This window comes from Affinirhizobium lemnae (assembly GCF_022968395.1).
Taxonomy (GTDB): Bacteria; Pseudomonadota; Alphaproteobacteria; order Rhizobiales; family Rhizobiaceae; genus Neorhizobium; species Neorhizobium lemnae.
In genome coordinates this window covers 85,147-110,407 of sequence record NZ_JALJQZ010000010.1, presented here as the reverse complement: position 1 = coordinate 110,407, position 25,261 = coordinate 85,147, and the positions used below count along the sequence as shown (strand labels likewise).

At 57.5% G+C, this 25,261-nt stretch carries 25 protein-coding genes and 3 pseudogenes; 13 read left to right on the top strand and 15 right to left on the bottom strand.

What is annotated here, in order from left to right; all coding sequences use genetic code 11:
- Positions 1–627: 627 nt before the first annotated feature.
- Complete coding sequence (rpsT, locus tag MUU53_RS08935) at positions 628–894, bottom strand: 30S ribosomal protein S20 (protein ID WP_062555168.1); 267 nt, start codon at positions 892–894, stop codon at positions 628–630.
- 208 nt (positions 895–1,102) lie between these two features.
- Complete coding sequence (gene mutM, locus MUU53_RS08930; RefSeq protein ID WP_247260591.1) at positions 1,103–1,993, bottom strand: bifunctional DNA-formamidopyrimidine glycosylase/DNA-(apurinic or apyrimidinic site) lyase; 891 nt, start codon at positions 1,991–1,993, stop codon at positions 1,103–1,105.
- A 142-nt stretch (positions 1,994–2,135) separates the two neighbouring features.
- On the opposite strand from mutM, the gene ubiE reads away from it, so the two are divergent.
- The 3 genes from ubiE (at position 2,136) to coaBC (ending at position 5,804) form a co-directional block, all read left to right on the top strand.
- Positions 2,136–2,912: a bifunctional demethylmenaquinone methyltransferase/2-methoxy-6-polyprenyl-1,4-benzoquinol methylase UbiE gene (ubiE, locus tag MUU53_RS08925; protein WP_062555166.1), complete on the top strand. Its 777-nt coding sequence runs from the start codon at positions 2,136–2,138 to the stop codon at positions 2,910–2,912.
- A gap of 39 nt (positions 2,913–2,951) precedes the next feature.
- Positions 2,952–4,526: a 2-polyprenylphenol 6-hydroxylase gene (gene ubiB / locus MUU53_RS08920; protein ID WP_247260590.1), complete on the top strand. Its 1,575-nt coding sequence runs from the start codon at positions 2,952–2,954 to the stop codon at positions 4,524–4,526.
- A gap of 72 nt (positions 4,527–4,598) precedes the next feature.
- Entirely contained in the window at positions 4,599–5,804 is a 1,206-nt protein-coding gene (gene coaBC, locus MUU53_RS08915; protein WP_247260589.1) for a bifunctional phosphopantothenoylcysteine decarboxylase/phosphopantothenate--cysteine ligase CoaBC, read from the top strand.
- Positions 5,805–5,809: 5 nt separating this feature from the next.
- On the opposite strand, the gene MUU53_RS08910 is transcribed toward coaBC, so the two are convergent.
- The 3 genes from MUU53_RS08910 to MUU53_RS08900 form a co-directional block, all read right to left on the bottom strand.
- Entirely contained in the window at positions 5,810–6,337 is a 528-nt protein-coding gene (locus MUU53_RS08910; RefSeq protein WP_247260588.1) for a chromate transporter, read from the bottom strand.
- On the bottom strand, positions 6,334–6,897 hold the full coding sequence (locus MUU53_RS08905; RefSeq protein ID WP_247260587.1) for a chromate transporter: 564 nt from the start codon (positions 6,895–6,897) through the stop codon (positions 6,334–6,336). The genes MUU53_RS08910 and MUU53_RS08905 overlap by 4 nt, the downstream gene beginning before the upstream one ends.
- Positions 6,898–6,965: 68 nt before the next feature.
- Complete coding sequence (locus MUU53_RS08900; protein ID WP_247260586.1) at positions 6,966–7,760, bottom strand: class II glutamine amidotransferase; 795 nt, start codon at positions 7,758–7,760, stop codon at positions 6,966–6,968.
- 263 nt (positions 7,761–8,023) lie between these two features.
- Between MUU53_RS08900 and otsB the strand changes: the two genes are divergently transcribed.
- A complete protein-coding gene (otsB, locus tag MUU53_RS08895) occupies positions 8,024–8,761 on the top strand; it encodes a trehalose-phosphatase (RefSeq protein ID WP_247260585.1) in 738 nt (245 codons plus the stop codon).
- A 42-nt stretch (positions 8,762–8,803) separates the two neighbouring features.
- Positions 8,804–10,204, top strand: a complete 1,401-nt coding sequence (gene otsA / locus MUU53_RS08890) for an alpha,alpha-trehalose-phosphate synthase (UDP-forming) (RefSeq protein WP_247260584.1) — start codon at positions 8,804–8,806, stop codon at positions 10,202–10,204.
- Here otsA and MUU53_RS08885 read toward each other — a convergent pair.
- On the bottom strand, positions 10,183–11,766 hold the full coding sequence (locus MUU53_RS08885; RefSeq protein WP_062555158.1) for a peptide chain release factor 3: 1,584 nt from the start codon (positions 11,764–11,766) through the stop codon (positions 10,183–10,185). The two genes, otsA and MUU53_RS08885, sit on opposite strands and share 22 nt — an antisense overlap.
- An 85-nt stretch (positions 11,767–11,851) precedes the next feature.
- Here MUU53_RS08885 and dut point away from each other — a divergent pair, with 85 nt between their 5' ends.
- The 3 genes from dut (at position 11,852) to cysK (ending at position 14,098) form a co-directional block, all read left to right on the top strand.
- A complete protein-coding gene (gene dut, locus MUU53_RS08880; RefSeq protein WP_247260583.1) occupies positions 11,852–12,310 on the top strand; it encodes a dUTP diphosphatase in 459 nt (152 codons plus the stop codon).
- A gap of 54 nt (positions 12,311–12,364) precedes the next feature.
- Positions 12,365–12,976, top strand: coding sequence for a LysE family translocator (locus tag MUU53_RS08875; RefSeq protein WP_247260582.1), 612 nt, complete (start codon positions 12,365–12,367; stop codon positions 12,974–12,976).
- Between the two features lie 156 nt (positions 12,977–13,132).
- Positions 13,133–14,098, top strand: a complete 966-nt coding sequence (cysK, locus tag MUU53_RS08870) for a cysteine synthase A (protein WP_247260581.1) — start codon at positions 13,133–13,135, stop codon at positions 14,096–14,098.
- 262 nt (positions 14,099–14,360) lie between these two features.
- Here cysK and MUU53_RS08865 read toward each other — a convergent pair whose 3' ends face one another.
- From MUU53_RS08865 to rsmI, 9 genes and pseudogenes are all read right to left on the bottom strand, one after another.
- Positions 14,361–15,893 carry a YifB family Mg chelatase-like AAA ATPase gene (locus MUU53_RS08865; protein WP_247260628.1) on the bottom strand — a complete coding sequence of 511 codons (1,533 nt, stop codon included), beginning with the start codon at positions 15,891–15,893 and terminating at the stop codon, positions 14,361–14,363.
- A gap of 136 nt (positions 15,894–16,029) precedes the next feature.
- Complete coding sequence (gshB, locus tag MUU53_RS08860) at positions 16,030–16,983, bottom strand: glutathione synthase (RefSeq protein ID WP_247260580.1); 954 nt, start codon at positions 16,981–16,983, stop codon at positions 16,030–16,032.
- Positions 16,984–17,054: 71 nt separating this feature from the next.
- Positions 17,055–17,564, bottom strand: coding sequence for a cupin domain-containing protein (locus tag MUU53_RS08855; protein ID WP_247260579.1), 510 nt, complete (start codon positions 17,562–17,564; stop codon positions 17,055–17,057).
- A 100-nt stretch (positions 17,565–17,664) separates the two neighbouring features.
- A pseudogene (locus MUU53_RS08850) lies at positions 17,665–18,654 on the bottom strand (ATP-binding cassette domain-containing protein); the annotation flags it as partial.
- A 64-nt stretch (positions 18,655–18,718) separates the two neighbouring features.
- Entirely contained in the window at positions 18,719–18,898 is a 180-nt protein-coding gene (locus MUU53_RS08845) for a hypothetical protein (RefSeq protein WP_247260578.1), read from the bottom strand.
- Positions 18,899–18,907: 9 nt separating this feature from the next.
- Positions 18,908–19,448, bottom strand: a pseudogene (locus MUU53_RS23350) (ABC transporter permease subunit); the annotation flags it as partial.
- Between the two features lie 4 nt (positions 19,449–19,452).
- Positions 19,453–20,006: pseudogene (locus tag MUU53_RS08835) on the bottom strand (extracellular solute-binding protein); the annotation flags it as partial.
- A 128-nt stretch (positions 20,007–20,134) separates the two neighbouring features.
- On the bottom strand, positions 20,135–20,509 hold the full coding sequence (locus MUU53_RS08830) for a YraN family protein (protein ID WP_247260576.1): 375 nt from the start codon (positions 20,507–20,509) through the stop codon (positions 20,135–20,137).
- Positions 20,487–21,401, bottom strand: a complete 915-nt coding sequence (rsmI, locus tag MUU53_RS08825; RefSeq protein ID WP_247260575.1) for a 16S rRNA (cytidine(1402)-2'-O)-methyltransferase — start codon at positions 21,399–21,401, stop codon at positions 20,487–20,489. The genes MUU53_RS08830 and rsmI overlap by 23 nt, the downstream gene beginning before the upstream one ends.
- Before the next feature lie 261 nt (positions 21,402–21,662).
- On the opposite strand from rsmI, the gene dnaN reads away from it, so the two are divergent.
- From dnaN to MUU53_RS08800, 5 genes are all read left to right on the top strand, one after another.
- Positions 21,663–22,781, top strand: a complete 1,119-nt coding sequence (dnaN, locus tag MUU53_RS08820) for a DNA polymerase III subunit beta (protein WP_247260574.1) — start codon at positions 21,663–21,665, stop codon at positions 22,779–22,781.
- 122 nt (positions 22,782–22,903) lie between these two features.
- Entirely contained in the window at positions 22,904–23,500 is a 597-nt protein-coding gene (pmtA, locus tag MUU53_RS08815) for a phospholipid N-methyltransferase PmtA (protein ID WP_247260573.1), read from the top strand.
- A gap of 8 nt (positions 23,501–23,508) precedes the next feature.
- Positions 23,509–24,108 carry a histidine phosphatase family protein gene (locus MUU53_RS08810; RefSeq protein ID WP_247260572.1) on the top strand — a complete coding sequence of 200 codons (600 nt, stop codon included), beginning with the start codon at positions 23,509–23,511 and terminating at the stop codon, positions 24,106–24,108.
- Positions 24,108–24,806, top strand: coding sequence for an orotidine-5'-phosphate decarboxylase (gene pyrF / locus MUU53_RS08805; protein ID WP_247260571.1), 699 nt, complete (start codon positions 24,108–24,110; stop codon positions 24,804–24,806). The genes MUU53_RS08810 and pyrF overlap by 1 nt, the downstream gene beginning before the upstream one ends.
- 39 nt (positions 24,807–24,845) lie before the next feature.
- Positions 24,846–25,142 carry a DUF1330 domain-containing protein gene (locus tag MUU53_RS08800; protein ID WP_062555141.1) on the top strand — a complete coding sequence of 99 codons (297 nt, stop codon included), beginning with the start codon at positions 24,846–24,848 and terminating at the stop codon, positions 25,140–25,142.
- The last annotated feature ends 119 nt before the right edge of the window (positions 25,143–25,261 follow it).

Genomic DNA, 25,261 nt, shown 5'->3' with positions numbered 1-25,261 from the left:
TTTCACCCTCGTCGATGAAATAAGGCCTACACTTCAATCCGAAGGCGACGCCCAACCATTCGGCACGAACGAGAAACCCCGGAGCCGGAGAGGCACCGCTGAACACGCTCAAGCTTTTTGAAGAACCGCGCTGCAGTCACAGCCCGGACAAGAGGCGAAAACCTGAAGTTCTCGGCTGCGCCGAGTTCTCTGCGTCGATTTTCTGGAGGGTTCCCCGTGCCGCTTGTTGAAATGCATTAAGGCAGGATCAGGGGGGGGAATCAACGACGAATTTTACATAAAATTAAGCCAGGTGCGTTGACTCAGAGCACCTAATTTGACTCGGACAGCGGGCTTTGAGCCAGAATCTCAAACGAATCAATGGGATTCGAAAATGGCATAGAGACACATGGCGAAAAAGGGCAAAAAAATAAAAAAATGCTTGACTCACTGACTCTCGAGTTTCCCTGGCCGATCGCGATAGACCTGACAGGATCCTCCGATAAACTATTGTAAATAAAAGATTATTTATGTCACTGCGATGTCATGGAACTCTTTTCTGGCCCTAGGTCCAAGTTCTTATAGGTCAGAATCACGAAAAGCCCGGTCAAAGACCAGGCTTTTAAAAACAACCGTTTGTGACGGTAATTAGGCGGAAATTGCCTTCACGCGCGCCGCCAGACGCGACACCTTGCGGGAGGCCGTGTTGCGGTGAACGACGCCCTTCGTGGCGGCACGCTGGATTTCCGGCTGTGCTGCACGCAGAGCTTCTGCTGCTGCTGCTGCATCGCCCGAAGCAATGGCTTCTTCAACCTTGCGGATGAAAGTACGAACACGCGAACGGCGCGCCTTGTTGATGTCTGTGCGGCGTGCGATCTTGCGGGTCGCCTTCTTCGCCGAAGTGGTATTGGCCATCTCTGCCTCTCTTCGAATTCGAACCAAAACTCCGCCGTCGCCGCGCCGGGTCTACATGACCTGTCATCCAGCAATTTGGGAGCAATAGAGGAAGCCGTCAAAGGCTTTCCCAACTGTGGGCGGTCTAATAGCCGGAATGCCGCCCGCCGTCAACGCGCAATTTCGCAGGAATTTGTGCGAAAAGCGCCCAAACCTTAAGTCTTGCGAGTCACTTCTGGCACGTTGCGCAGAAGAAGGTTGAGCGGCCGGACTGTACGACGCGTTCAATCGTTCCGCTGCAACCTTCTCGCCGACAGGGCTGTCCTTCCTGATCGTAGACCGCAAAACTGTGCTGGAAGTAGCCCAGAGAGCCGTCCGTCTGAATATGGTCTCGCAGGCTAGACCCTCCCGCCGCGATGGCATCGGCAATCACGTCGCGAATGGATTGCGTCAGCAGTTGCAGAGGTGGCCGGGCCTTGCCCGTCACGGTCACGAGCGTTGCGCCTTTTCGCAGAGGCGAAAGCCCGGCACGCCAGAGAGCTTCACAGACGTAGATATTGCCAAGGCCCGCAATGACAGTCTGATCGAGCAACAGGTTTTTCAGCGGTTGTGAACGTCCTTCGAATTTTCTCGCCAGCAGATCCGCATCCAGCAGATTCCCGGTCGGCTCCGGCCCCATTCCGGCAAAGGCCGGATAGAGATCAAGGTCAGCTCGCGGCCACAGATGCATGAAGCCGAAGCGGCGCGGATCGTTATAGATGACACGGCATGCCGTATCGCCGCTGTCGAGGTGAAAGACGACATGATCATGCTTGCCATCCTTGGATCGCGCGTGATGAAACTCACCCGGAAGATCGCTCGAGCCGCCTTGTTCGATGCGGAAGGAACCGGACATCCCCAGATGGGCTATGATGGTCATGCCATCGTCGAGATCTATCAGCAGATATTTGGCGCGACGCCCAAGCCCGACAATCCGCCGACCGGACACGCGGGCGACAAAATCCTCCGGAAAGGGGAAGCGCAGATCAGCACGGCGGGTTTCGAGCGCAAGCACCGTCATGTTTTCCATCACCGGCGCCAATCCGCGGCGCACCGTTTCCACCTCTGGCAATTCGGGCATGCGTACCTTACTTCCTGTTTCAACGGTGCTGTCCTTGCTCTATAGACCAGCGCCAAAGTGCCGCAAGCGGCCTCAACAGAGATAGTATAGCCGATCCAACTTCGCTATGGTCCGGCCAAGTTTGAAACGGAGATGAACAACCATGGCTGAGAACCGTGTCACGGCAGACGGCGGAATGGAAACCTCCTACGGTTTTCGCAGCGTTGCGGAAGGCGAAAAACAGGGGCTGGTGAACGAGGTTTTTCACAAGGTCGCAAAGCGCTACGACATCATGAACGATGTCATGTCGGCCGGCATGCATCGTGTTTGGAAGAATGCGATGGTGGCCGCGCTCAACCCGCGCAAGGATCCATCCTACAAGGTTCTGGATGTCGCAGGCGGCACCGGAGATATTGCCTTCCGGATCGTGGAGGCCTCCAACCGTCTCGCCCATGCCACCGTTCTGGACATCAACGGCTCGATGCTGGAAGTCGGCGCAGAACGGGCTGCCAGCCGCAAGCTTTCCAACAATCTGACGTTTGTCGAAGCCAATGCGGAAGAACTTCCATTCGAGAGCAACAGCTTCGACGCCTACACGATCGCCTTCGGCATTCGCAACGTTCCGCGCATCGACGTGGCGCTGAGCGAGGCCTATCGCGTGCTGAAGCGTGGCGGCCGTCTCCTGGTGCTGGAGTTCTCCGAGGTCGAGATGCCTCTGCTCGACCGCTTTTATGACGAGTGGTCTTTCAGGGCTATTCCCCAGTTCGGCAAGATGATCACGGGCGATGCGGAACCTTACCAGTATCTGGTGGAATCGATCCGCAAGTTTCCCAATCAGGAGGACTTTGCCCGTATGATCCGGACCGCTGGCTTCTCCCGCGTGACATACACCAATTATACGGGCGGCATTGCAGCTCTTCACTCTGGCTGGAAACTGTAATCGCATGAAATTGGCAAGGATTGCTGCGGAGGCCGGAGCATGAGCACGATCGGCGCTTATTTCCGGCTTGCGCGCGTGGGCTGGGTTCTCGTGCGGGAAGGCGTGGTGGCGGCACTCCCGACCCAGGGTCTGCCGCCGGTTGTCGGACTGGTGAAGTCGCTCGCGCAGATTTTCACACGGCCGAACTCCATCCAGGAAAGCCGCAGCGTTCGATTGACACGCGCCGTCGACAGGCTCGGTCCGTCCTACGTCAAGATCGGCCAGTTTCTGGCAACCCGCCCTGATGTGGTGGGCGTCGATTGGGCTCTTGATCTTTCCATGCTCCAGGACCGCATGGCCTTCTTTCCGACCGAGACGGCAAAGAGCGCCATCGAAGCCTCGCTTGGCAGACCGGTGACCGAACTTTATACGCGTTTCGAGGAGCCACTTGCTGCGGCCTCCATCGCACAGGTTCACCCAGCGCGTGTTGCCTATGCCAAGGGTGAGCGCAAGGTGGCGGTGAAGGTGGTGCGTCCAGGTGTGCGCCAGCGCTTCGCCCACGACATAGAAAGCATGTACCTGATCTCCCGCATGCAAGAGCGCTTCCTGCCGTCTACGCGTCGTCTGAAGCCGGTGGAAGTGACGCGCACGCTGGAGCAGACGACGAAGCTGGAAATGGATCTGCGGCTGGAAGCAGCCGCCCTATCCGAAATAGGCGAAAATACAAAAAACGATCCGGGCTTCCGGGTACCTCAGGTCGACTGGGAGCGAACCGGGCGCGACGTCATCACCATGGAATGGATCGATGGCGTCAAGATGTCGAACATCGACGGTCTGCGAGAGGCGGGCCATGATCTGGAGAAGCTGGCGGAAACGCTGATCCAGTCGTTCCTGCGCCACACGCTGCGCGACGGCTTCTTCCATGCCGACATGCATCCCGGCAACCTGTTCGTCGATCCTGCAGGCACGATTGTCGCCGTCGACATGGGCATTGTCGGGCGTCTCGGCAAAAAGGAGCGCCGTTTCCTGGCGGAAATCCTTTATGGCTTCATCACGCGCGATTATATGCGGGTGGCGGAAGTGCATTTCGAAGCGGGCTATGTGCCGTCCCATCATGACGTGGCGAGCTTTGCACAGGCCATCCGCGCCATTGGCGAACCGATCCACGGGCAGCCCGCTGAAACGATTTCCATGGCACGGCTACTGGCCCTTCTGTTCGAGGTGACCGATCTCTTCGAAATGCAGACACGGCCCGAATTAATCCTGCTTCAGAAGACCATGGTGGTTGTCGAAGGCGTGTCGCGTATGCTGGATCCGCGTTTCAACATGTGGCGTGCGGCAGAACCCGTTGTGGGAGACTGGATCCGCGACAATCTGGGTCCAAAGCGGGTCGTCACGGATCTGAAGGACGGGCTGAAAGCCGCGATGAAACTTGCGGAGGCGGCGCCAGAGATCGCTGCCAAGACCGAGAAGTTTCATCAGCAGCTGCTGCATATGACGGAACATGGCGTGCGCTTCGACGATCAGACAGCAGAAGCGATCGGCAAATCCGAGGCAAAGCACGGCCGATGGGGACGCATAGCGCTTTGGGTCATTGCTGCCTCACTGATCTATATCGCCGTTCAACTGAGCTGAACCGCCCTTCTTCTCTCGCATAGGCAATAGGGTTAGGATCAGGACCAAAAAAGGGCAGGAGTGAGTGCGGTCATGGAGCTTGCGGGAAAGCGCATTCTTCTCATCATTTCGGGCGGCATTGCCGCCTATAAAAGCCTCGACCTGATCCGTCGGCTGCGCGAACGGGGTGCTGAGGTCAGGCCGGTGATGTCGCGGGCCGCGCAGGAATTCATCACGCCGCTTGCCGTCGGCGCTCTCTCTTCGGGGCATGTCTATACCGGTCTCTTTTCGCGGGAAGACGAGCAGGATGTCGGACATATCCGGCTTGCTCGCGATTGCGATCTGGTTCTGGTCGCGCCCGCAACCGCTGATCTGATGGCCAAGATGGCGCATGGTCTGGCCGATGACCTGCCCAGCGCCGTGCTGCTGGCAACCGACCGGCCTGTTCTTGTTGCGCCCGCCATGAACCCGAAGATGTGGGATGCGGCGCCAACGCGGCGCAATGTCGCAACACTTCAACAGGACGGTATCCATTTCATTGGCCCCATGAAGGGCGAAATGGCGGAAAGTGGCGAGGCGGGAACGGGTCGCATGGCCGAACCGCTGGAGATTGCTGCGGCTGTCACCGCCCTGCTTTTGCCGGGCGAGAAGCCGCTGGCGGGCAAAAAGGCCATCGTTACGTCAGGCCCCACACACGAGCCGATCGATCCGGTACGCTACATCGCCAATCGTTCTTCCGGCAAGCAGGGTCACGCCATCGCCGCAGCCCTTGCAAAACTTGGTGCCGAGGTCACGCTGATTTCGGGACCGGTAGTGATTGCCGATCCGACGGGAGTTACTACTACCCATGTGGAAACCGCAGACCAGATGTTGCACGCTGTTCTGGCCGCTCTCCCGGCGGATATCGCCGTGATGGTTGCGGCGGTGGCAGACTGGCGCGTCGCGGGTTCCTCAGACCAGAAGATCAAGAAGCAACCGGGTGAACCTCCGGCTCCACTTCAACTCACCGAAAATCCGGATATCCTGAAGATGATAGGTCACCATGCCCTTCGACCCCGCTTCGTGGTGGGCTTTGCAGCTGAGACGCAGAATGTCGAGCAGAATGGCCGCCGCAAACTCGAAGCGAAGGGAGCAGACATCATCGTCGCGAACGATGTTTCGCCTGCAACTGGCATCATGGGCGGCGATCGAAACCGGGTTAAAGTGATTTCGCCCACCGGCATCGAGGAATGGCCGGATCTCGGCAAGGACGAAGTTGCCGAGAAGCTTGCGCACGAGATTGCGCGCCGGCTCGGATAGCAGCGTCAGAGATAGCTTGAGGCGAGACCCACAGCCGCGCCGAGCCCAAGAACCGCAACAGGGTGGGCGCGGGTCCAGATGGAGATTGCCGCGGTAGCCCCCGTTATCGCGGCAAGCAGCAGCGTATTGGCGGATGCGACGGTAATCACGACGGCACTGGCCGCGACCAACCCCGTCGTGATGGGCAGGAGCCCGGCCTGTACCACGGTGCGCAACGGGCGGTCGCGGAACCGGTCCCAGACCGACACGGTCAGGCAGGTGATCAGCGACGAAGGCAGGAATTTCGCAATTGATGCAACCGCGAGCCCCGGCAATCCGGCAACGTGCCAGCCGATGAGCGGGACGATCATCATGTTTGGTCCGGGTGCTGCCTGCGCAAGCGCGAAGAGCGCGCTGAATTCCTCTGCTGTCACCCAGTGCTGCACATCCACCACCCGCCGCTGGATCTCGGGCAGAACCGCATAGCCTCCGCCAAACGCCATGAGCGACAGCTCGGTGAAGATGAAAGCAAGCGCAATAAGGGTTCCGATCATGGACGCAACCTCCAGGCCAGAAGAACGGATAACGGCGCAAGCACCAGCATGGTTGGCAATAGCGGCAGACGCAGGAAGGCGACCGCAAAGAAGAGTAAGGAGGCGATGAAAAGCGCCGCGGGTTTGGTGAGGATCGGCGTGACGAGCTTGATTGCCATGGCGATCAGCAAGCCCGCTGCCGCCGCTGCCAGACCTGCGAAGACTTGCTGCACATGCGGATCGTCACGATACCGATCGTAGATCACGCCGAGAACGATGACGAAAGCCGTTGGAACCGCCGTCAGGCCGAGAATGGACGCCAGAGCGCCACGCCACCCGCGAAACTTCATGCCAACGGCGACGGAAATATTGATGACATTGCCACCCGGCAGGAACTGGCAAAGACCCAGAAGATCGACGAATTCATCGGGCGTCAGCCAGCGTCGGTCTTCCACCAGCATGCGACGGGCCAAGGGCAGAACGCCGCCAAAGCCGATGATGCCTATCCCTAAGAAACCGAGAAACAGCTGAAAACTGGTCGGGGGCGCTGAGGAAATCGTGGGGGCGCCGTCAGTCTTCATCGTCAACTCTCATTTCCATTGCAATGCAGGACGGCCAGATCAACTGATCTGGCCGTCCTGTTTTATGATCAAGCCGCTTTCGCGAAAGGTGCGGGCGAAAATGCAGAGGTCAGCAGTCCATCATCCGTCACCAGAACGGCGCTTCCGGCGGGGATCTCCGTCCAGGCATCAACGTCATCGTTCAATGGCTCAGACACGAGGCAATAGCCGCCTTGTGGCCCCATGGGAGCCGCGTAAAGCGTCGGCGGCTTTTGATCGCTCGCATAACGAACTGCATAGAGCGATTTGCCATCCGAGAAGGCTGCCGTGAAGCGCACAAGCGGATTTGCCCCTTCCTCTGCGGCATGTTTCTGCACCAGAGCGATTGCGCGAGAAACGGCACCGATCGGATCCTTCGCCATGCCCGTTTCCAGGGAGAGCAGAAAAAGCAGTTCGGAATCTGTCGTGCCCGAACGGGCATGGAAGAGTTCATCCGACAAATGCGCTTCCAGCTTGCGGCGGATCTTGTCGAAGCCTGCGACCTGGCCGTTATGCATGAACGACCACGGACCGAAAACGAAGGGATGGCAGTTATCGCGCCGTGTTCCACCGCTGGTCGCTGCGCGCACATGAGCGAGGAACAGCGGCGAGCGGATCTGCTTGGCGATACTGCGCAAGTTGCAGTCCGACCAGGCGGGCAGAATATCGCGATATCGCCCCGGTTCGGGGTGGTCGCCATACCAGGCGATACCGAAGCCATCGCCGTTGGTGGCTGTTTTTGCGCGGCTTGCGCAATGGCTCTGCTCGATAAGGGAGTGGGCAGGAGAGGAAACGAGTTCCTCCAGGTAAAGAGGGTTACCGCGATAGGCGGCCCAGCGACACATGATCGATCTTCCTGACTTAAATGCCCAGCAACCTGCCGGGATATCGATGTAAAGCTTGTGACGAATTGGTAAACGATGTCTTAGCGAACGTCGTGCCTGATAAACTTGCCTGGAAAGTGTCAAATAAATGACCAGGCGTATTCGCACCGAAGCAGTCAGTTCGCGGTTGACACCTTGCCTTATGAGTGCCCCGGTCTACATCCCAAAACATGTTAACACCTGATACAGCTTGTGAAGCCAAGGGGCAGTTCGCGGACTCAGCAGTGCTTGAAGAGCTTGCAAGAGAGCCTCAAGTCTGGGCGCTGTTCCTCGATATTGACGGCACTCTCATAGACCTTGCAGAGACGCCGGAAGCGGTTGTCGTTCCTGAGGGGTTGATTTCGACCCTGTCGCGGATCTCAAACCTTCTGGGCGGCGCGGTCGGGCTTGTTACCGGGCGGGCGGTTTCCTTTGCAGACCAGCTTTTCTCACCGCTGGCTTTGCCAATCGCCGGCCTTCATGGTGCAGAAAGGCGAAATTCTGCCGGGGATCTGGAACGGCTGCCCCAAGACGACGATTTCGAGGCCCTTAAACGATCTCTGGCACGCGTAACCGCCGACTGGGACGGCGTCATCATCGAGGACAAGGGATCAGCAGTGGCGGCCCATTACCGTCAGGCGCAGCAATGGGCCGGAGCGCTGGACGCCGTCATGCAATCTGCTGCCGAGGAGGCAGGGGCTGACTACACGCTTCAACGCGGCAAAATGGTGATCGAGATCAGGCCTGCCCGTGCCAGCAAGGGAGAGGCATTGAAGGCATTCCTCGATGCGGAACCCTTTCTAGGGCGCAAACCCATCGCCATCGGTGATGATCTGACGGATGAGGCGATGTTCAAAGTCGCCAACGAGTTGGGAGGCCTGTCCATCCGGATCGGAGAACTGCGCGATACCGCCGCGGTGTGTGCGATACCGTCACCCGATGCACTCAGGAAGATTCTGGCCGATCTGGCGCGCCAGGCCTGACACCATTCGGATTGAATTCGATCGTTGAAGAGGGAGTTTATTGTGAGCCGTCTCGTTGTCATTTCCAACCGCGTGCCCATGCCGGAGAAAAACGGCACGGCACCTGCCGGCGGACTTGCGGTCGCACTTCAGGCAGCGCTTGAAGAGCGCGGCGGCGTGTGGATGGGCTGGTCCGGGAAATCGAGCGGCACAAAAGAGCCAGCCCCGCTGGCACTGACGGAGCGCGGCAACATTACCTATGCGCTGACCGATCTGACGAGCACCGATGTCGAAGAATATTATCACGGCTTCGCCAACCGTGTTCTCTGGCCGATATGTCATTACCGGCTGGATCTCGCAGAGTATGGCCGCAAGGAAATGGCCGGTTACTTCAGGGTCAACCGCTTTTTCGCCCATAGGGTGGCTCCTCTCATCCAGGAGGACGACGTTCTCTGGATCCACGATTATCATCTGATCCCGCTTGCAGCCGAACTCCGGCAGATGGGCTTCAAGAACAAGATTGGTTTTTTCCTGCACATTCCCTGGCCGCCAGCAGATGTGCTGTTTGCCATGCCCGTGCATGAAGAGATCATGCGCGGACTGACCCATTATGACGTTGTTGGTTTTCAGACAGACCACGATTTGGAAAACTTCCGTGGCTGCCTGGTTCGCGAGGGTTTCGGCAATGCGGTTGGAGAGGGGCTTTATTCCTCGCACGGACGAACCTTTAAAGGCGGCTTTTATTCCATCGGTATCGAGACAGCGGCGTTTGCAGAATTTGCCAAACGGGCCGCCTCCACCACCATGGTGCGCAAGGCAAGGCAGAGCCTTGAGGGCCGTGATCTGATCATCGGTGTCGACCGGCTGGACTATTCCAAGGGCATCACCCAGCGCATCGACGCCTATGAAAGCCTGGTGTCCCACAATCCTGCCTATCAGGGCAAAGTCACTTATCTGCAGATCACGCCGAAATCGCGGTCAGAAGTGCCGGAATACGAGGCCATGCAGCGAACCGTTGCAGAGCAGGCTGGTCGGGTGAACGGCGCTCTCGGCACTGTGGACTGGGTTCCCATCCGCTACATCAACCGTTCCATCGGGCGTCCCGTTCTGGCGGGGCTTTACCGGCTGGCGAAGGTTGGTCTTGTGACACCTTTGCGAGATGGCATGAACCTTGTCGCCAAGGAATTCGTCGCCGCACAGGACCCGGAAGATCCCGGAGTTCTGGTGCTATCACGTTTTGCGGGAGCGGCACGAGAACTGAACGGCGCTCTTCTGGTCAATCCCTACGACATCGAGGGAACGGGCCATGCAATCGCTCGCGCCCTGACGATGGGCAAGGAGGAGCGTATCCAGCGTTGGCGCGGCATGATGGACCATTTGCTGGTTCATGACGTGAAGCGCTGGTGCGACGACTTCCTGGTAGACCTTACGTCGGAAGGGGATCACGCCGCCTTGGCGACGTGATACTCCTTGATTGCAACCATCTTGATGGACGGGTAGCGTTCCGCCTCATAGCGGAGCGAGAACGCATCCTGAGCCAGGAACACCGGATCGCCATCCAGATCGCGGGCGATATCGCCTCGCTTGACGGTCAGGAACTTCTCCATGTCGGCCTTGTTTTCCGAGGAAATCCAGCGGCAAACCGAAAAGCGCGACATTTCAAACGAGACTGGAAGGCTGTATTCGGCAGAGAGCCGTTCCTTCAGAACGTCAAGCTGCAGAGCACCGACCACGCCAACAATGGCCGGTGAGCCATCCTCTGGCGAGAAGAGCTGCACAACGCCTTCTTCTGCCATCTGCTGAAGCGCTTCCTTCAGCTTCTTTGCCTTCATGGCATCTTCCAACCGCACGCGTCGCAGGATTTCCGGCGAGAAGTTCGGCACGCCCTGGAAGACCAGCGCTTCGCCTTCTGTCAGCGTATCACCGATACGCAACGTGCCGTGGTTCGGAATACCCACCACATCGCCTGCATAGGCTGTATCTGCCAGCTGGCGCTGCGAGGCAAAGAAGAACTGCGGTGCGGTCAGGCCCATCTGCTTGCCGGTACGGGCCAGGCGCGCCTTCATGCCGCGCTCCAGCTTGCCGGAGCAAATGCGGGCAAAAGCAATGCGGTCGCGATGGTTGGGGTCCATGTTTGCCTGGATCTTGAAGACGAAGGCCGTCATCTTGTCTTCAGCCGCATGAACGGTGCGGGTATCGGCTACCTGATCTCGTGGTGGAGGCGCAAAATCGCCCAGCGCATTGATGAGATCACGAACGCCAAAGTTTCTGAGCGCCGAGCCGAAGAAGACCGGCGTCATATGGCCTTCTAGAAAAGCCTGACGGTCGAACGGGCGGCAGGCTTCGCGCGCCAGCTCCAGTTCGTCGATGAAAGCATCGCGTTCGTTTTCCGGCAGGTTTTCGGCAACACTTTGCGGACCATTCACCTTCAATGGCTCAACCTGTGTGTCGGAACCACGATAGGTGTTGTTGGCCAGATTGTAGGAGCCGCAGAAGGTTTTGGACCGCCCGACAGGCCAGGTGACCGGCGCCGTGTCCAGCGCCAGTTTCTCTTCCACTTCGTCCAGGATTTCGAAGGTATCGCGGCTCTCGCGGTCCATCTTGTTGACGAATGTGATGATCGGAATGTCGCGCATGCGGCAGACTTCAAAAAGCTTCAGCGTTCGCGGCTCGATACCCTTTGCGGCATCGATGACCATGACAGCCGCATCCACTGCCGTCAGCGTGCGGTAGGTATCGTCCGCGAAGTCTTCGTGACCCGGCGTATCCAGAATATTGAAAACATTGCCTTCGTATTCGAAGGTCATGACCGAGGTCACGACGGAAATGCCGCGTTCGCGCTCTATCTTCATCCAGTCGGACCGGGTCTGGATACGATCCTTCTTCGCCTTTACCTCACCTGCGAGCTGGATGGCACCGCCGAACAGCAGCAGTTTTTCAGTGAGCGTCGTCTTACCGGCGTCCGGGTGCGCGATAATCGCGAATGTGCGGCGGCGGGATACCGCCTCGGCAATGCTTTCAGCCATGATGTGCAAATCCTTCGAGTTGCGGCGTATCTAGCGATTTCGGGCCAATTATGCAATTGACCTGCCTGATTTGAAGGAGACGCTCATGCGCGAAGTCATCGGCCCTGCCCTGAAACTCGTTCGACTGCCTCATGCTGAGGGGCTTGATCTGCCGGCTTATGAAACGGCGGGCGCGGCCGGTATGGACATTCGCGCCGCTGTGAGTGAATCTCTCGTCCTGCAGCCCGGCACTCGCATGCTTGTGCCAACCGGCTTCATTTTGGAGATACCGCAGGGTTTTGAAATTCAAGTCCGCCCTCGCTCTGGGCTCGCGTTCAAACATGGCGTGACCTGTCTCAACACGCCCGGCACGATCGATAGCGACTATCGCGGTGAGGTTAAAGTCCTGCTGATCAATCTGGGCCAGGAGGACTTCACGATCGACCGCGGCATGCGGATCGCACAGCTGGTTTTCGCGCCCGTTGTTCAGGCTCAGGTGCAGGAGGCCGATACGTTCAATGACACGGCGCGCGGTGCGGGCGGCTTCGGCTCTACCGGTGTATAAACCGTTGCGCCCGGATCGCAACGCAATTAGCAATGGCGAATGAGGAGATAGTTCATGACCCTTGCTTCATTGATCACCTATGCTGGCGCTCTGTTCATCGCAGCGGCCATTCCCGGTCCCGGCATGACAGCCATTGTCGCGCGGGCCCTCGGATCCGGCTTCCGCCCCACATTCTTCATGGGGCTTGGCCTCATTCTGGGTGATCTCGTCTATCTCACGGCCGTCATTCTCGGCCTTGCCATTCTTGCGCAGAATTTCACGACGCCCTTTCTCATCATCAAATATCTTGGTGCTCTGTATCTCTGCTATATCGCCTGGAAGCTGTGGACTGCAGGATTGCTGCGGCAAGACATTCAGGCGACAAAGGGTGCAACCGGCATGATGGCATTTCTATCCGGACTGCTGGTCACGCTTGGCAATCCGAAGACCATGCTGTTTTACGTGGCGCTCGTGCCAACCCTGATACCGTTGCAGGACATCGGTTTGCGAGATTATGTGGCTCTGGTAGCGACTACGTTCATCGTGCTGCTAGCGGTCTTGCTGCCCTATATTTTGCTCGCGTCGAAAGCGCGCGAACTCCTGAAGAAACCACGCACGCTGCAGGCACTCAATCGTTCGGCAGCAGGTATTCTGGCGGGAACAGCGGCTTACATCGCAGCACGCTGAGAACGCAGGGTAAGCACCGGATCCAACGCGGGAAAAATTATTCCGCCAAGTCCGGCGGACAGCGTTCACTCTCCCCTCGCGCAACACGGTTTTACGGCTTAGGTTGAGGCTCAATCACCCCAAACTCGATGCTTGACGAATGCTTGGAGATACGCAATGACTGATGCAAAACCGGGTCGCGGCAAAATCTATTCCTCGATCACCGAAACGATTGGCAACACCCCGATTGTGCGGCTGGAAAAGCTGGCCAAGGAGAAGGGTGTGAAGGCCAATCTTTTGGCCAAGCTGGAATTTTTCAATCCGATCGCCTCCGTCAAGGACCGTATTGGCGTTGCAATGATCGAGGCTTTGGAAGCTGCAGGTACGATTACGCCGGGCAAGACAGTTCTGGTCGAACCGACCTCCGGAAATACGGGCATTGCACTCGCCTTTGCAGCCGCCGCCAAGGGTTACCGCCTCATCCTCACCATGCCGGAGACCATGTCCATCGAGCGTCGCAAGATGTTGGCGCTTCTGGGCGCGGAACTTGTTTTGACCGAGGGGCCTAAGGGGATGAAGGGAGCAATCGCCAAGGCAGAAGAGCTGGCGGCCAGCCTGCCCGATGCCATTATCCCCCAGCAATTCGAGAACCCGGCCAATCCTGAAATACACCGCAAGACAACCGCGGAGGAAATCTGGAACGATACAGACGGACAGGTCGACTTCTTCGTGTCCGGCATCGGTACCGGTGGCACGATTACCGGCACGGGTCAGGTTCTGAAGAGCCGCAAACCGGACATCAAGGTCATCGCCGTTGAACCCGCTGAATCCCCGGTCCTGTCTGGCGGAGAACCCGGTCCTCACAAGATCCAGGGCATCGGTGCGGGCTTTGCACCCAAGATCCTCGACCAATCCGTCTATGACGAAATCGTGACCATTTCCAGCCAGGAGGCCATCGACACCGCGCGTCTGGTGGCTCGTCTTGAAGGCGTGCCGGTCGGCATCTCGTCTGGCGCAGCACTCGCAGCCGCCATCAAAATCGGCTCCCGGCCAGAGAATGAAGGGAAAAACCTCGTTGTGATCATTCCGTCTTTTGCAGAACGCTATCTCTCGACCGTCCTGTTCGACGGTCTCGGTGCCTAAAGCCAAGCAACGCGATAAGACTTGCCGGACACCACTACAGCGCGGCGCGTTCGATTGAACGCGCGGACGACGCTGTAAGACTTTGAAATGATGCATGTTCGTTTCGCTCAACCGAATCCGGTTGAGCGCGACATGCATTAGCGCTACGCCGTCAGGGCTGATCTCCATGGTCGGGGTCAGCCCGACATCGGGCGTGAGATCTACGAGCGAGCATCCGGTCTGCTCATCAGCGGGTCTCACCGGTTATCTCGAGAGCCTTTCGTCAGACGGCTGCAGTCAATCGTTCTCCTGCTATTCGGTAGGATATGGCTTCCGCGAGATGGATGCGCCCAACACGGTCGCAGTCGTCCAGATCCGCAAGGGTTCGGGCTACTTTCAGCACCCGATGATAAGCGCGCGCCGAGAATTTCATCTTGTCGGCCGCATCCTTCAGCAGTTGCGCTCCGGCATTGTCAGGTTCAGCGACCTGCTCGATGAGCGAGGTCGAACATCTTGCATTGGTGCTGATGTAAGGCATGCCTGCGGCAATGAACCTCCGGCGCTGGCGATCCCTTGCCTTCGCGACGCGGGCAGCCACATCGGCACTGCTTTCAGCCGGACGAGGACGGATGAGGTCCGCTGCCGCGACAGCAGGTACGTCGATACGGATATCGATGCGATCCAGCAGAGGCCCGGAGATGCGTGCCTGATAATCCGTCATGCATTTGGGACCCTTGGCACAGGTATGCCCCGGCTCACCGGCCATACCGCATCGGCACGGATTCATGGCAGCGACCAGTTGGATATTGGCCGGATAAGAGACCCGATGATTGGCGCGTGCAATAATGCACTCGCCCGTTTCCAGCGGCTGTCGCAAGGCATCGAGAACCTGCGGGGAAAATTCGGGAAACTCGTCAAGGAACAATACGCCGTGATGTGACAGTGATGCTTCACCCGGTTTTGCCCGAAAACCGCCACCGACAAGCGCTGCCATGGTGGCCGAATGATGCGGTGTGCGGAACGGCCGCCGGTCCGACAACTTCCCTCCCGAAAGTTGACCCGCAATCGAGTGAATCATGGAGACTTCCAGAAGCTCCGCAGCCGAAAGCGGCGGGAGAATGGAAGGAAGGCGCGCCGCCAGCATCGACTTTCCAGAACCTGGCGGCCCCACCATCAGAAGATTATGACCACCCGCCGCAGCAACTTCCAGCGCTCGCTTGGCGCTTTCCTGTCCTTTGATCTCGGCGAGATCCGGCAAGTTGGTGGGAGCTGCACGAATTGCTGGCGCTGGCCTTGAGAGAAGCTGGCTTCCGCGAAAATGATTGGCCAGCGCAATCAGACTGCGAGGTGCCAGAATATCGAATTCGGCACCAGCCCAGGCAGCCTCCGCGCCGCTATCAGCCGGGCAGATGAGGCCTTTGCCGAGCGCGTTTGCACCAATGGCTGCGGGCAATGCACCGGCCACCGCAGCCAGTGTTCCGTCAAGGTTGAGCTCGCCGATGACGACATAGCCTGCCAACGCTTCTGCAGGAATGGCGCCCAAGGCAGCCATGAGCCCCAGTGCAATTGGCAAATCGAAGTGAGATCCCTCTTTTGGAAGATCTGCGGGCGCCAGATTAATCGTGATCCGTTTCGGCGGCAGCGCGAGACCGGAGGCATGCAGGGCTGCCTGTACGCGCTCACGACTCTCGGCTACCGCCTTGTCCGGCAGGCCAACGATCTGCATGGCGAGCTTCCCCGGGCCCACCATGACCTGCACGTCAACAGGGACGCCCTCTATGCCCTGAAAGGCAACCGTATTAACACGCGCGACCATTTCCACCTGCCAGCCACGCTTCGGCAGCAGCACCGAAGCTCGCGCGCAATCAAGCACAACTTGCAGGCGGAAACAAGAACAATTAGAGAACAAAAATCCTGTTAAAGTTGCATCTAAATTTGAAAGGTCTCAACTCTCAAGCGGCAGAACGCTTTGCCTCAATCGCATCCCAAAGCAGCGCGGCCGCATCGACCCCCCCGAACTTCTTCACCTCGCGAATGCCGGTTGGAGACGTGACATTGATCTCGGTCATGTAATCACCGATGACATCAATCCCGACGAACAGGAAGCCGCGCTCACGCAAAGCGGGCCCAATCCGATCGCAGATTTCCTGCTCGCGGCGGGTCAACTCTGTCGGCTCTGCACGACCGCCGACATGCATGTTGGAACGGGCGTCATGCTCGGCAGGGACGCGGTTGATGGCCCCGACCGGCTTCCCGTCCACGAGGAGGATACGCTTGTCACCCTTGCGCACAGCCGGCAGATAGGCTTGGGCGATGTAAGGTTCGCGATACATCTGGCCGAACATTTCCAGAAGCGACGAAAAGTTTCGATCATCACGAGCAGAGTGGAAGACGCCTGCGCCACCATTGCCATAGAGTGGCTTCAGGATGATATCGCCGAGTTCTTCCCGGAAGCGAGCGATCTCGCCGACATCCTTCGTGATCAGGGTCGGCGGCATCAGATCTCCGAACTCGGTCACAAAAATCTTTTCAGGAGAATTGCGAACCCAGGCTGGATCGTTCACGACCAGTGTCTTGGGATGAATGCGCTCGAGAAGATGAGTGGATGTGATATAGCCCATGTCAAAGGGGGGATCTTGCCGCAGGTGGACGACATCCATGGTCGAAAGGTCCACGCGCTCCCGCTCACCCAAAGTGAAATGGTTGCCTTTTTCGTCACGCAACTGCATGGCTTCCACTGCGGCAGAGACTTTACCATCGCGCATGGTCAGCCGGTCAGGCGTATAGTGAAAAAGTTCGTAGCCGCGCGACTGCGCTTCCAGCGCCATGGCGAAGGTCGAATCTCCGGCTATGTTGATGCCGGATATGTGGTCCATCTGGAACGCGACTTTGCGAATACTGGCCATGACTGCCCCTCAAGGAATTGCCTGGCAGATGTAGGATGCCTGAGGGGCAATGGCAACGCGTGAAACAAACCTTATAGATTTCGTTGCCGACCTTTAAGCTCCCAGATGATGCGCCGCCGCATCCGGTAAAAGAACGACATAGGCAGACCTAGTGGCTGGCGCATAAAGGCGATCTTGCGGACATAGTGATCGATACGCCATGTCGCCCAGGTACCCGCTGTGAAGTAACCTACGTCCCCGGCTCTCAGCAGTTTCTGGGTGCCATCCGCGGCTGTTATGAAAACCTCGCCCTCAAGAATAACCACTGTCTCGTCTTCGGCAAAAAACCAGCGAAAACTACCGGCCGTACAATCCCACATCGCTGTCGATGCGCATTTGTCCGCCGCTATGGATTGATAGGCGACACGCGCCTGCGGGTTACCGGATAGGATCCAGCTCGGCTCAATTGGCGAAGACACCATATCCCTGACGAGGTGCTCGTTGCTGGCACCGATGAACGGAGTCGGGACCGTCTCTTTATTGGCAATCCGTCTACGATGAGCCAGAGCCAATGCCCCAGCCAAAGCCAGTTTCAATACCATACTTTCCCCCACGACCATATTCGAGCGGAGAGTATCAGGTACAACCAACGATCAGGTTTCTGCGGTCACTCACATTTTAATCGTTTGCCCAAAATTCTGATCATGCCCTTGCAGAAGATCGAGCAAGTGGCCTCGACCCTTCCAGCGCATGCCTTTTTCCGCTGGTTGCATCGCAGAAATGGAGCCATGCTGGGTCAATCACCATGCAAAGATCCTCGGCCAGCAGAGATTTGGCAGAAAAGGCTGTCAGAGCCTGGTCTCCGACAAAGCCATCCGCAAGACGTTGCGGGCCAAGTTCCTCGATGTAGTCCAGCCGGAATGGAAGCCCTCTCTCGCCGACTCTCACCACTCGCATGTCCTCTGGCCTTAGCCCCACGGTCACTGCTCCCGATAACAGTCCTGGCGTCGATAGATCCAGCTGTCCAGAGCCGATCAATAGTTTTGAGCCTTGCACCTTCTGCTCGTAACAGGTTCATCGCGGGAGATCCGAGAAAGCTTGCGACGAAGGCAGACGCTGGCGCGTGATAGACTTGGCGCGGAGACCCGATCGGCTCGATCTCTCCGCTGTTTTGCACTACCAGCCGATCCGCCAGCGTCATGGCTTCTAGCTGATCATGCAAGACATAGAGGTGGTGCCGAGACGCCGCTGGAGGCGCTTGATTTCGCCACGCATGGACACGCGCAGCTTTGCATCGAGATTGGAGAGCGGCTCGTCGAAAAGAAATGCCGCTGGCTTGCGTACAATGGCGTGCCCCAGGGCAACGTGCTGGCGCTGCCCGTCGGAAAGTGCGCGCGGCTTGCGCTCCAGATACTGGATGATCTCCAGCATGCGAGCGGCTTCTGCGACGCGCGCATCGATTTCCACCTTTGGCGTGCCGCGATTTTTCAGGCAGTAAGCCAGGTCTTGATAGACGGTCATATGCGGGTAGAGCGCATAGTTCTGGAAGACCATCGCAATGTCGCGCTCGGCCGGTTCTTTATGGTTGACCACGCTGCCACCGATGGAAACTTCACCTTCCGAAATCGTCTCCAGCCCGGCTAACATGCGAAGCAACGTTGACTTGCCGCAGCCCGAAGGACCGACGATGACTTAGCCGTCAGCGCCATGTGGGAATAGTTCGGCAGGCCATTTGCAGCCGGAGCATTGGTCAGGATTATTCGGTAATTTTTGATAAAATGATCCCCCGGTAACAGGGGAATCCGCTGACCATCAAAGTCGAAACATAATGGGTAGAAGCAATGACTGCCACATAGATAGGCAGCGCGGCGACCAGAAAGCCGCAGATGAGGAAAAGATGCGTGAGAAAGGCGAGGAAGGGTTTGTCTTCAATCATGGTCGTTCCTCAATACAGCGCTAGGCGTTCGATGTAGCGGGGCTGAACAAACGTCAGCACCATGACGATGAGCATCAGAAGGACCAATTACGCCGAGGAGGAGTCGAGATTCAAGCCGAGATAGCCATCCTTATAGACCTTGTAGACGAGGGTGATGATTGCTTGTGTCGGCCCGCCAACCGTCGTCGCATCAACAATCGGGAAGGTGTCGAACATCGTGTAGTTCACATTCATGATGAACAGAAAGAAGGTGGTGGGGAAGAGAAGCGGCAGCGAAATAGTGAAGAAGCGCTTCATCGGGCCGGAGCCGTCGATTGCGGCGGCTTCCATCAACGCCTACGGCACGGATTGCAGACCGGCCAGTAAGAACAGGAAGTTGTATGAGATCTGTTTCCAGGCAGCCGCAACGATGATCAGGATCATCGCATGCGTGCCATCAGATCATGGTCCCAGCGAATGCCGAATCGTTCCAGAACAAAGGGCATAAGCCCGTCGAGGTATTTAAGAGAAACCACCACAAAACGCCTGCGACGACCGGTGCTACCGCATAAGTCGCACTTGGCCGCGCCCGACGTTACGATCTTATTTGAAAACTCCTCGACTTCCTTCCAGGTCTTCGGAGCAACTTCTGGATCAAGGCCAGCCTTCTTGAAAACGTATCTGTTGTAATAGAGGACGGGCGTTGACGAGTTGAACGGCAGTGACAGGATATTGCCCTGAGTGTCGGAGTAGTAGCCGACGACCGGACCGAGGAACGACTTCGGCTCGAAGCTTTCGCTCTCATCCTTCATCAGCTTGCAGACGGGTAAACGGCACTCTTGGCGGCCATCATAGTGCCGGTTCCGACTTCGAAAACCTGAATGATGGCCGACTGCTGACTGGCGCGGAAGGCAGCAATGGCTGTAGTCAGAGTTTCCGGGTAGGAACCATTGTAAACGGGAACGACCTTGTATTCGCTCTGGCCTTCATTGAACTTCGCGGCAATCTCTTCGAGCTTGTTGCCGAGTTCGCCGTCCATGGCGTGCCACCAGGTGACCTCAGTTGCCGCAAGCGACGTGGATGCAGATAGAGCAAACGCTACCGCTGCAAGGCCAAGCTTCTTGAACATGGGGATAGTCCCTCTTTCCTTAAGTTTAGGATGAGGGGGGTGATTAGCGACGTTCCGTGACGGGTCCTTGAAATAGATATGACTTACTAATGCAGATTCATCGAATTTGCAAAATTATGCAAAAGCACTCAGAAAGCATCAACAAAATGCCTTGGTAGACGCCAAGGCCTTACCGCAACGATGTCATATCTTAGCGATAAGACGGATGCCTTCCTTTGCTTTGCAAGCCACAAATCGCTTGCTGCACGAATACGTTTCTGGCTTTGAAAGCCGACCGCCTCGACAGCTAAATTTTCCGATTTGCGCGCCTTGACCTCAATAAATGCAACAACGCTGCCCTTACGGGCAATCAGATCAATCTCGCCAAGAGGCGTACGATACCGTGTCGAGACAATCCGATAGCCTTTGGCCATCAGATAAAGCGCTGCCAAATACTCCGAATATCGGCCTCGCCTTTCTGCGTGCCTGCGCCGTTTGCCGTCATTTTTGTGTGTCTTCGGCATCTTTCAACTCGATCAGGCGCTGATAAAGATCTTTACGCGAGAGACCGGTAAGCCGGGCGGCCTCAGCTGCGGCTTTGGTGGCTGGCATGGCGATGGAGAGTTCTTTCAGCATGATGTCCACATCGACGGCGGCGGGAACATCATCATAGTCTGGTGGACCAACAACAAAAACGATTTCCCCTTTGACCGTCACGTCCTTGTACTGCACTGCCAGATCGCCCAGCGTTCCGCGGCGGAACTCTTCGAAAGTTTTAGTCAGTTCACGGCACACGCAGGCTGCACGTGTCGGGCCAAGAACATCCGCTGCAATGGTGAGCGTATCTGAAATCCGGTGCGGTGATTCGAAAAAAATTAGGGTTGCCGGGATCTTGGAAAGCTCTGCCAAACGATCTCGCCTGCCCTTTTCCTTCACCGGCAAGAAGCCCGCGAAGAGAAAAGTTTCCGTCGATAAGCCCGAACCCACAAGTGCAGCCAGCGGCGCCGAGGCGCCGGGGATCGGCACCACCCGATAGCCCGCTTCAATCGCCAATTGGCCCAGGCGATAACCGGGATCGGAAACCAGCGGAGTTCCGGCATCTGACACCAGCGCAACAGATTTGCCGACCTCAAGCGCCGCCAGAAGCTTCGGTCCAGCCTCGTTGGCGTTGTGTTCATGATATGCATATGGCCTGCCCGTAATGCCGAAACGGTCCAGCAGCACACGCGTGACCCGTGTGTCCTCGCAGGCCAAAACATCCGCGCCTGCCAGCGTTTCCAAGGCACGAAGAGTGATATCGCCCAGATTGCCGATCGGAGTTGCCACCAGATAGAGTGCCGGTTCCAGCGGTCGCGCCGGGATCGCCGTGTTCCCGATTCGATAGGTTTTCGCCGCTTGTTGTCGATCTTCCGTCAATGCTTAACGCCCGCCTGGTGAATATCTCGCCTTTATGGGCGAGCGCACCATGCTGAGCAAGGCAAAAGCGGCAACCATGTGGAAAGCTGTGAGTAGTTCATGCACCAACTTGATTCCGACCTGAGAATCTGACGGCCCTCTTGCCTTTTTGCCGCTTTGTCTGCCATTTTGCCGGTCCATATCCGTCCGACCAGCCTGACGGATGAGAATAACATTCGGCTTCTCATCGGAAGCCGGCACGGTCGAAAGCGGTAGCATCCCATGCGTATTACTCTTGAGCGGTCCAACCTCCTGAAATCGCTGAATCACGTTCACCGAGTGGTGGAGCGCCGCAACACGATTCCGATCCTTTCCAACGTCCTGCTGCGTGCTTCCGGCAACGATCTGGCGCTGAAGGCGACGGACCTAGATCTCGAGATCACTGAAGAACTGCCGGCAATGGTGGAGACGGCCGGTGCGACAACGGTTCCGGCGCATCTTCTCTATGAAATCGTGCGCAAGCTGCCTGATGGCTCGGAGGTTCTTCTAGCCGTCAACCCGGATGGCAGCACGATGTCGGTTCAGTCCGGCCGTTCGAAGTTTTCGCTGCAATGCCTGCCCGAAGCTGACTTCCCTGACCTGACGGCGGGAAGTTTCACGCATAGCTTCAAGATCAAGGCATCCGATCTGAAGATGCTGATCGATCGCACGCAGTTCGCGATCTCTACGGAGGAAACGCGCTATTACCTCAACGGCATTTTCTTCCATACGATCGAGACGGGCGGTCAGTTGAAGCTGCGAGCCGTTGCGACCGATGGACATCGGCTTGCTCGCGCCGATATCGAGGCACCCTCCGGTTCGGAAGGCATGCCAGGCATCATCATTCCCCGCAAGACAGTGGGCGAGTTGCAGAAGTTGATGGACGATGCGGAAGCCGTGGTCACGGTCGAGGTTTCGGATGCCAAAATCCGCTTTACGCTTGGTGGCATAGTCATGACGTCCAAGCTGATCGATGGGACGTTTCCGGATTATCAGCGCGTTATTCCCACTGGAAACGATAAGGAAATGCGCGTGGATTGTCAGAGCTTTACCCGCGCAGTCGATCGCGTGTCCACAATCTCTTCCGAACGTGGCCGCGCCGTGAAGCTGGCACTGAGCGACGGGCAGTTGCTCCTGACGGTCAACAACCCGGATTCCGGCAGCGCTACGGAAGAAGTGGCCGTCGGCTATGAAAGCGACCCGATGGAAATTGGCTTCAACGCCAAGTATCTTCTAGATATCACGGCGCAGCTATCAGGAGAGGATGCGATATTTCTCCTCGCCGATGCGGGTTCGCCGACACTCGTTCGGGATACAGCGGGCGATGACGCACTTTATGTGCTGATGCCGATGCGTGTTTAATCTAAATTTCAAGGGTCGCAGCCGCGGCCCTTTTTTCTGCCGCATTTCAGATGCGACATTTTTCCTTGATTTTGCGTCATGTCGGCGCGATGAACACTGAATAGATTCGCGGGAGATAGTTGATGGAATTGCGCCTGAAGGAACGACTGGGCCGTAAATTCGATGAGGAAATCCGTTTCTTCAAGGGATGGATGGAAGGCCCCAAGCAGGTTGGGGCGATCCTGCCCACCTCCAGCGTCACGGCACGCCGGATGGCAAGCGTCATCAATCCGCAGTCCGGTCTTCCGGTTCTGGAGCTTGGTCCCGGCACGGGCATCATCACCAAGGCAATCCTGAAACGGGGCATCAAGCCGCAGGATCTGGTGTCCATCGAGTATTCGACGGACTTCTATCAGCATCTGATGAGGACCATGCCGGACGTGCGCTTCGTCAACGGCGATGCTTTCGAGCTTCAGACCATTCTTGGCGACTTCAAGGATCGCAAATTCGACGCCGTCATTTCTGCCATCCCGATGCTAAGCTTCCCGATGGAAAAGCGGATCTGGCTCCTGGAAGACCTTCTGGATCGCATGCCACACGGCCGCCCGGTGATGCAGATCACCTACGGACCGGTTTCACCCATCATCGCAAAGCCGGATTGCTATCGCATCAAGCATTTTGACTTCGTGGTGCGCAATTTACCGCCGGCGCAGTTGTGGACCTATACGCGTCCTGATTAAATCAGAAAATGTTCGGGCTCTATATCAGTCATCCTCAGGTGCAGATCGACCCGCAGATTCCGGTTCCCGACTGGAGCCTCTCGCCGCTTGGGCGTGAACGCGTTTTTGCTGTAGCAGCTCGTCCATGGGTGACAAAGCTGCAGCGGATTATTAGCAGTCCGGAACGCAAGGCCATCGAGACCGCCGAAATCCTGGTCGAGGCGGCTGGCGTCGAGTTGGAAATCGCGAGCGCCAGCCGCGAAATTGATCGATCCGCGACGGGCTATCTCACGCATGACGCCCATGAAGAAGCGGCCGATCGCTTTTTCGCGGATCCTTCCCGCAGCTTTCGGGGTTGGGAGAAGGCTATCGATGCGCAACAGCGGATCGTGACCACGATTTCGCAGATCATTCTGGAACATGATCCCGCCCGCCCCATCGTGTTTGTAGGCCACGGCGGAGTTGGAACGCTCCTCAAATGCGCGCTTGCGGGTCGGTCCATCGCTCGAGACTGGGATCAGCCAGCGGGAGGCGGCAATCTTTTCTGCTTTTCTCTTGCGCGCAATCTTGCCGAGTGCCGCCTCAAATGCGAGTGGACACCGATGGAATTCTGGCAAGGAGAAACGTGATGGATGCTCGCGACCGCCTGATCTTGGGCCTGGATGTACCGACCGTTGGCGAGGCAGAGGCGCTGATCCGCACACTTGGCGAGACGGTTTCCTTCTACAAGATCGGCTACCAGTTGGCTTTTGTCGGTGGACTGGAACTGGCGCGCGATCTGGTTCGGAACGGAAAATCCGTTTTTCTCGACATGAAGCTGCTCGACATTGACAACACCGTTGCCCACGGGGTCGAGAATGTTGCCAAGATGGGCGTGAACATGCTGACGCTGCATGCCTATCCGAAGGCGATGCGTGCAGCGGTCGCGGCAGCGAAGGGATCGGATCTTTGCCTGCTGGGCGTCACCGTCCTTACATCAATGGACGCGCCAGATCTCTTGGACGCTGGCTACGACACCGATCCTCGCTCGTTGGTTCTCAAGCGCGCCGAACAGGCCCGAGACGCCGGGATGGGCGGTATAGTGTGCTCTGCCGAGGAATCCTCTGCTGTGCGCAGCGTCATCGGACCCGATATGGCGCTCGTCACACCAGGAATTCGTCCTGCGGGTTCTGACGCGGGCGATCAGAAGCGCGTGGTGACGCCTGGCGATGCGATAAGGAACGGTTCGAGCCATCTGGTTGTCGGACGCCCCATCATCAAGGCGAGCGATCCTCTCGCTGCGGCAAAATCGATCCTTGATGAAATGGCACTTGCGCTTTCCGCATAAGGCGCCTTTCATTCCGTAAAATTAAATATGGAGGAAGGCATGCCGAAGGGATACTGGATTGCGCGCGTCGATGTTCGTGATCCCGAACGGTACAAGGATTATGTGGCAGCGGCCAAACCAGCGTTCGAGAAGTATGGCGCAAAGTTTCTGGCACGCGGCGGCGATCATACGCGGCTGGAAGGAACGGCCCGGGCCAGGAACGTTGTCATAGAGTTCCCTTCCATGCAGGCCGCAGTCGATTGCTACAAGTCTCCCGAATATCAGATTGCCGCCAAGATCCGTCAGCAGGTTGCCGATGCGGAAATGGTGGTTGTCGAAGGCATCGGAGACGTTTGACCCTAAGGCATCCTCTGTTGCGCAGAGCGCATTGAAGAAAACATGCGCTGCCAGCGAATGCGTGCATTGCAACCCTTCACCTCGTCCGCGGTTTCGGCTAGAGACAAAGAAAAACAACT

Bases quoted from the DNA above. Each gene is read 5' to 3' on its own strand.
- rpsT (WP_062555168.1), bottom strand. From the start codon at position 894: ATGGCCAATACCACTTCGGCGAAGAAGGCGACCCGCAAGATCGCACGC.
- mutM (WP_247260591.1), bottom strand. From the start codon at position 1,993: ATGCCCGAATTGCCAGAGGTGGAAACGGTGCGCCGCGGATTGGCGCCG.
- ubiE (WP_062555166.1), top strand. From the start codon at position 2,136: ATGGCTGAGAACCGTGTCACGGCAGACGGCGGAATGGAAACCTCCTAC.
- ubiB (WP_247260590.1), top strand. From the start codon at position 2,952: ATGAGCACGATCGGCGCTTATTTCCGGCTTGCGCGCGTGGGCTGGGTT.
- coaBC (WP_247260589.1), top strand. From the start codon at position 4,599: ATGGAGCTTGCGGGAAAGCGCATTCTTCTCATCATTTCGGGCGGCATT.
- MUU53_RS08910 (WP_247260588.1), bottom strand. From the start codon at position 6,337: ATGATCGGAACCCTTATTGCGCTTGCTTTCATCTTCACCGAGCTGTCG.
- MUU53_RS08905 (WP_247260587.1), bottom strand. From the start codon at position 6,897: ATGAAGACTGACGGCGCCCCCACGATTTCCTCAGCGCCCCCGACCAGT.
- MUU53_RS08900 (WP_247260586.1), bottom strand. From the start codon at position 7,760: ATGTGTCGCTGGGCCGCCTATCGCGGTAACCCTCTTTACCTGGAGGAA.
- MUU53_RS08885 (WP_062555158.1), bottom strand. From the start codon at position 11,766: ATGGCTGAAAGCATTGCCGAGGCGGTATCCCGCCGCCGCACATTCGCG.
- dut (WP_247260583.1), top strand. From the start codon at position 11,852: ATGCGCGAAGTCATCGGCCCTGCCCTGAAACTCGTTCGACTGCCTCAT.
- MUU53_RS08875 (WP_247260582.1), top strand. From the start codon at position 12,365: ATGACCCTTGCTTCATTGATCACCTATGCTGGCGCTCTGTTCATCGCA.
- cysK (WP_247260581.1), top strand. From the start codon at position 13,133: ATGACTGATGCAAAACCGGGTCGCGGCAAAATCTATTCCTCGATCACC.
- MUU53_RS08865 (WP_247260628.1), bottom strand. From the start codon at position 15,893: ATGGTCGCGCGTGTTAATACGGTTGCCTTTCAGGGCATAGAGGGCGTC.
- gshB (WP_247260580.1), bottom strand. From the start codon at position 16,983: ATGGCCAGTATTCGCAAAGTCGCGTTCCAGATGGACCACATATCCGGC.
- MUU53_RS08855 (WP_247260579.1), bottom strand. From the start codon at position 17,564: ATGGTATTGAAACTGGCTTTGGCTGGGGCATTGGCTCTGGCTCATCGT.
- MUU53_RS08845 (WP_247260578.1), bottom strand. From the start codon at position 18,898: ATGATTGAAGACAAACCCTTCCTCGCCTTTCTCACGCATCTTTTCCTC.
- MUU53_RS08830 (WP_247260576.1), bottom strand. From the start codon at position 20,509: ATGCCGAAGACACACAAAAATGACGGCAAACGGCGCAGGCACGCAGAA.
- dnaN (WP_247260574.1), top strand. From the start codon at position 21,663: ATGCGTATTACTCTTGAGCGGTCCAACCTCCTGAAATCGCTGAATCAC.
- pmtA (WP_247260573.1), top strand. From the start codon at position 22,904: ATGGAATTGCGCCTGAAGGAACGACTGGGCCGTAAATTCGATGAGGAA.
- MUU53_RS08810 (WP_247260572.1), top strand. From the start codon at position 23,509: ATGTTCGGGCTCTATATCAGTCATCCTCAGGTGCAGATCGACCCGCAG.
- pyrF (WP_247260571.1), top strand. From the start codon at position 24,108: ATGGATGCTCGCGACCGCCTGATCTTGGGCCTGGATGTACCGACCGTT.
- MUU53_RS08800 (WP_062555141.1), top strand. From the start codon at position 24,846: ATGCCGAAGGGATACTGGATTGCGCGCGTCGATGTTCGTGATCCCGAA.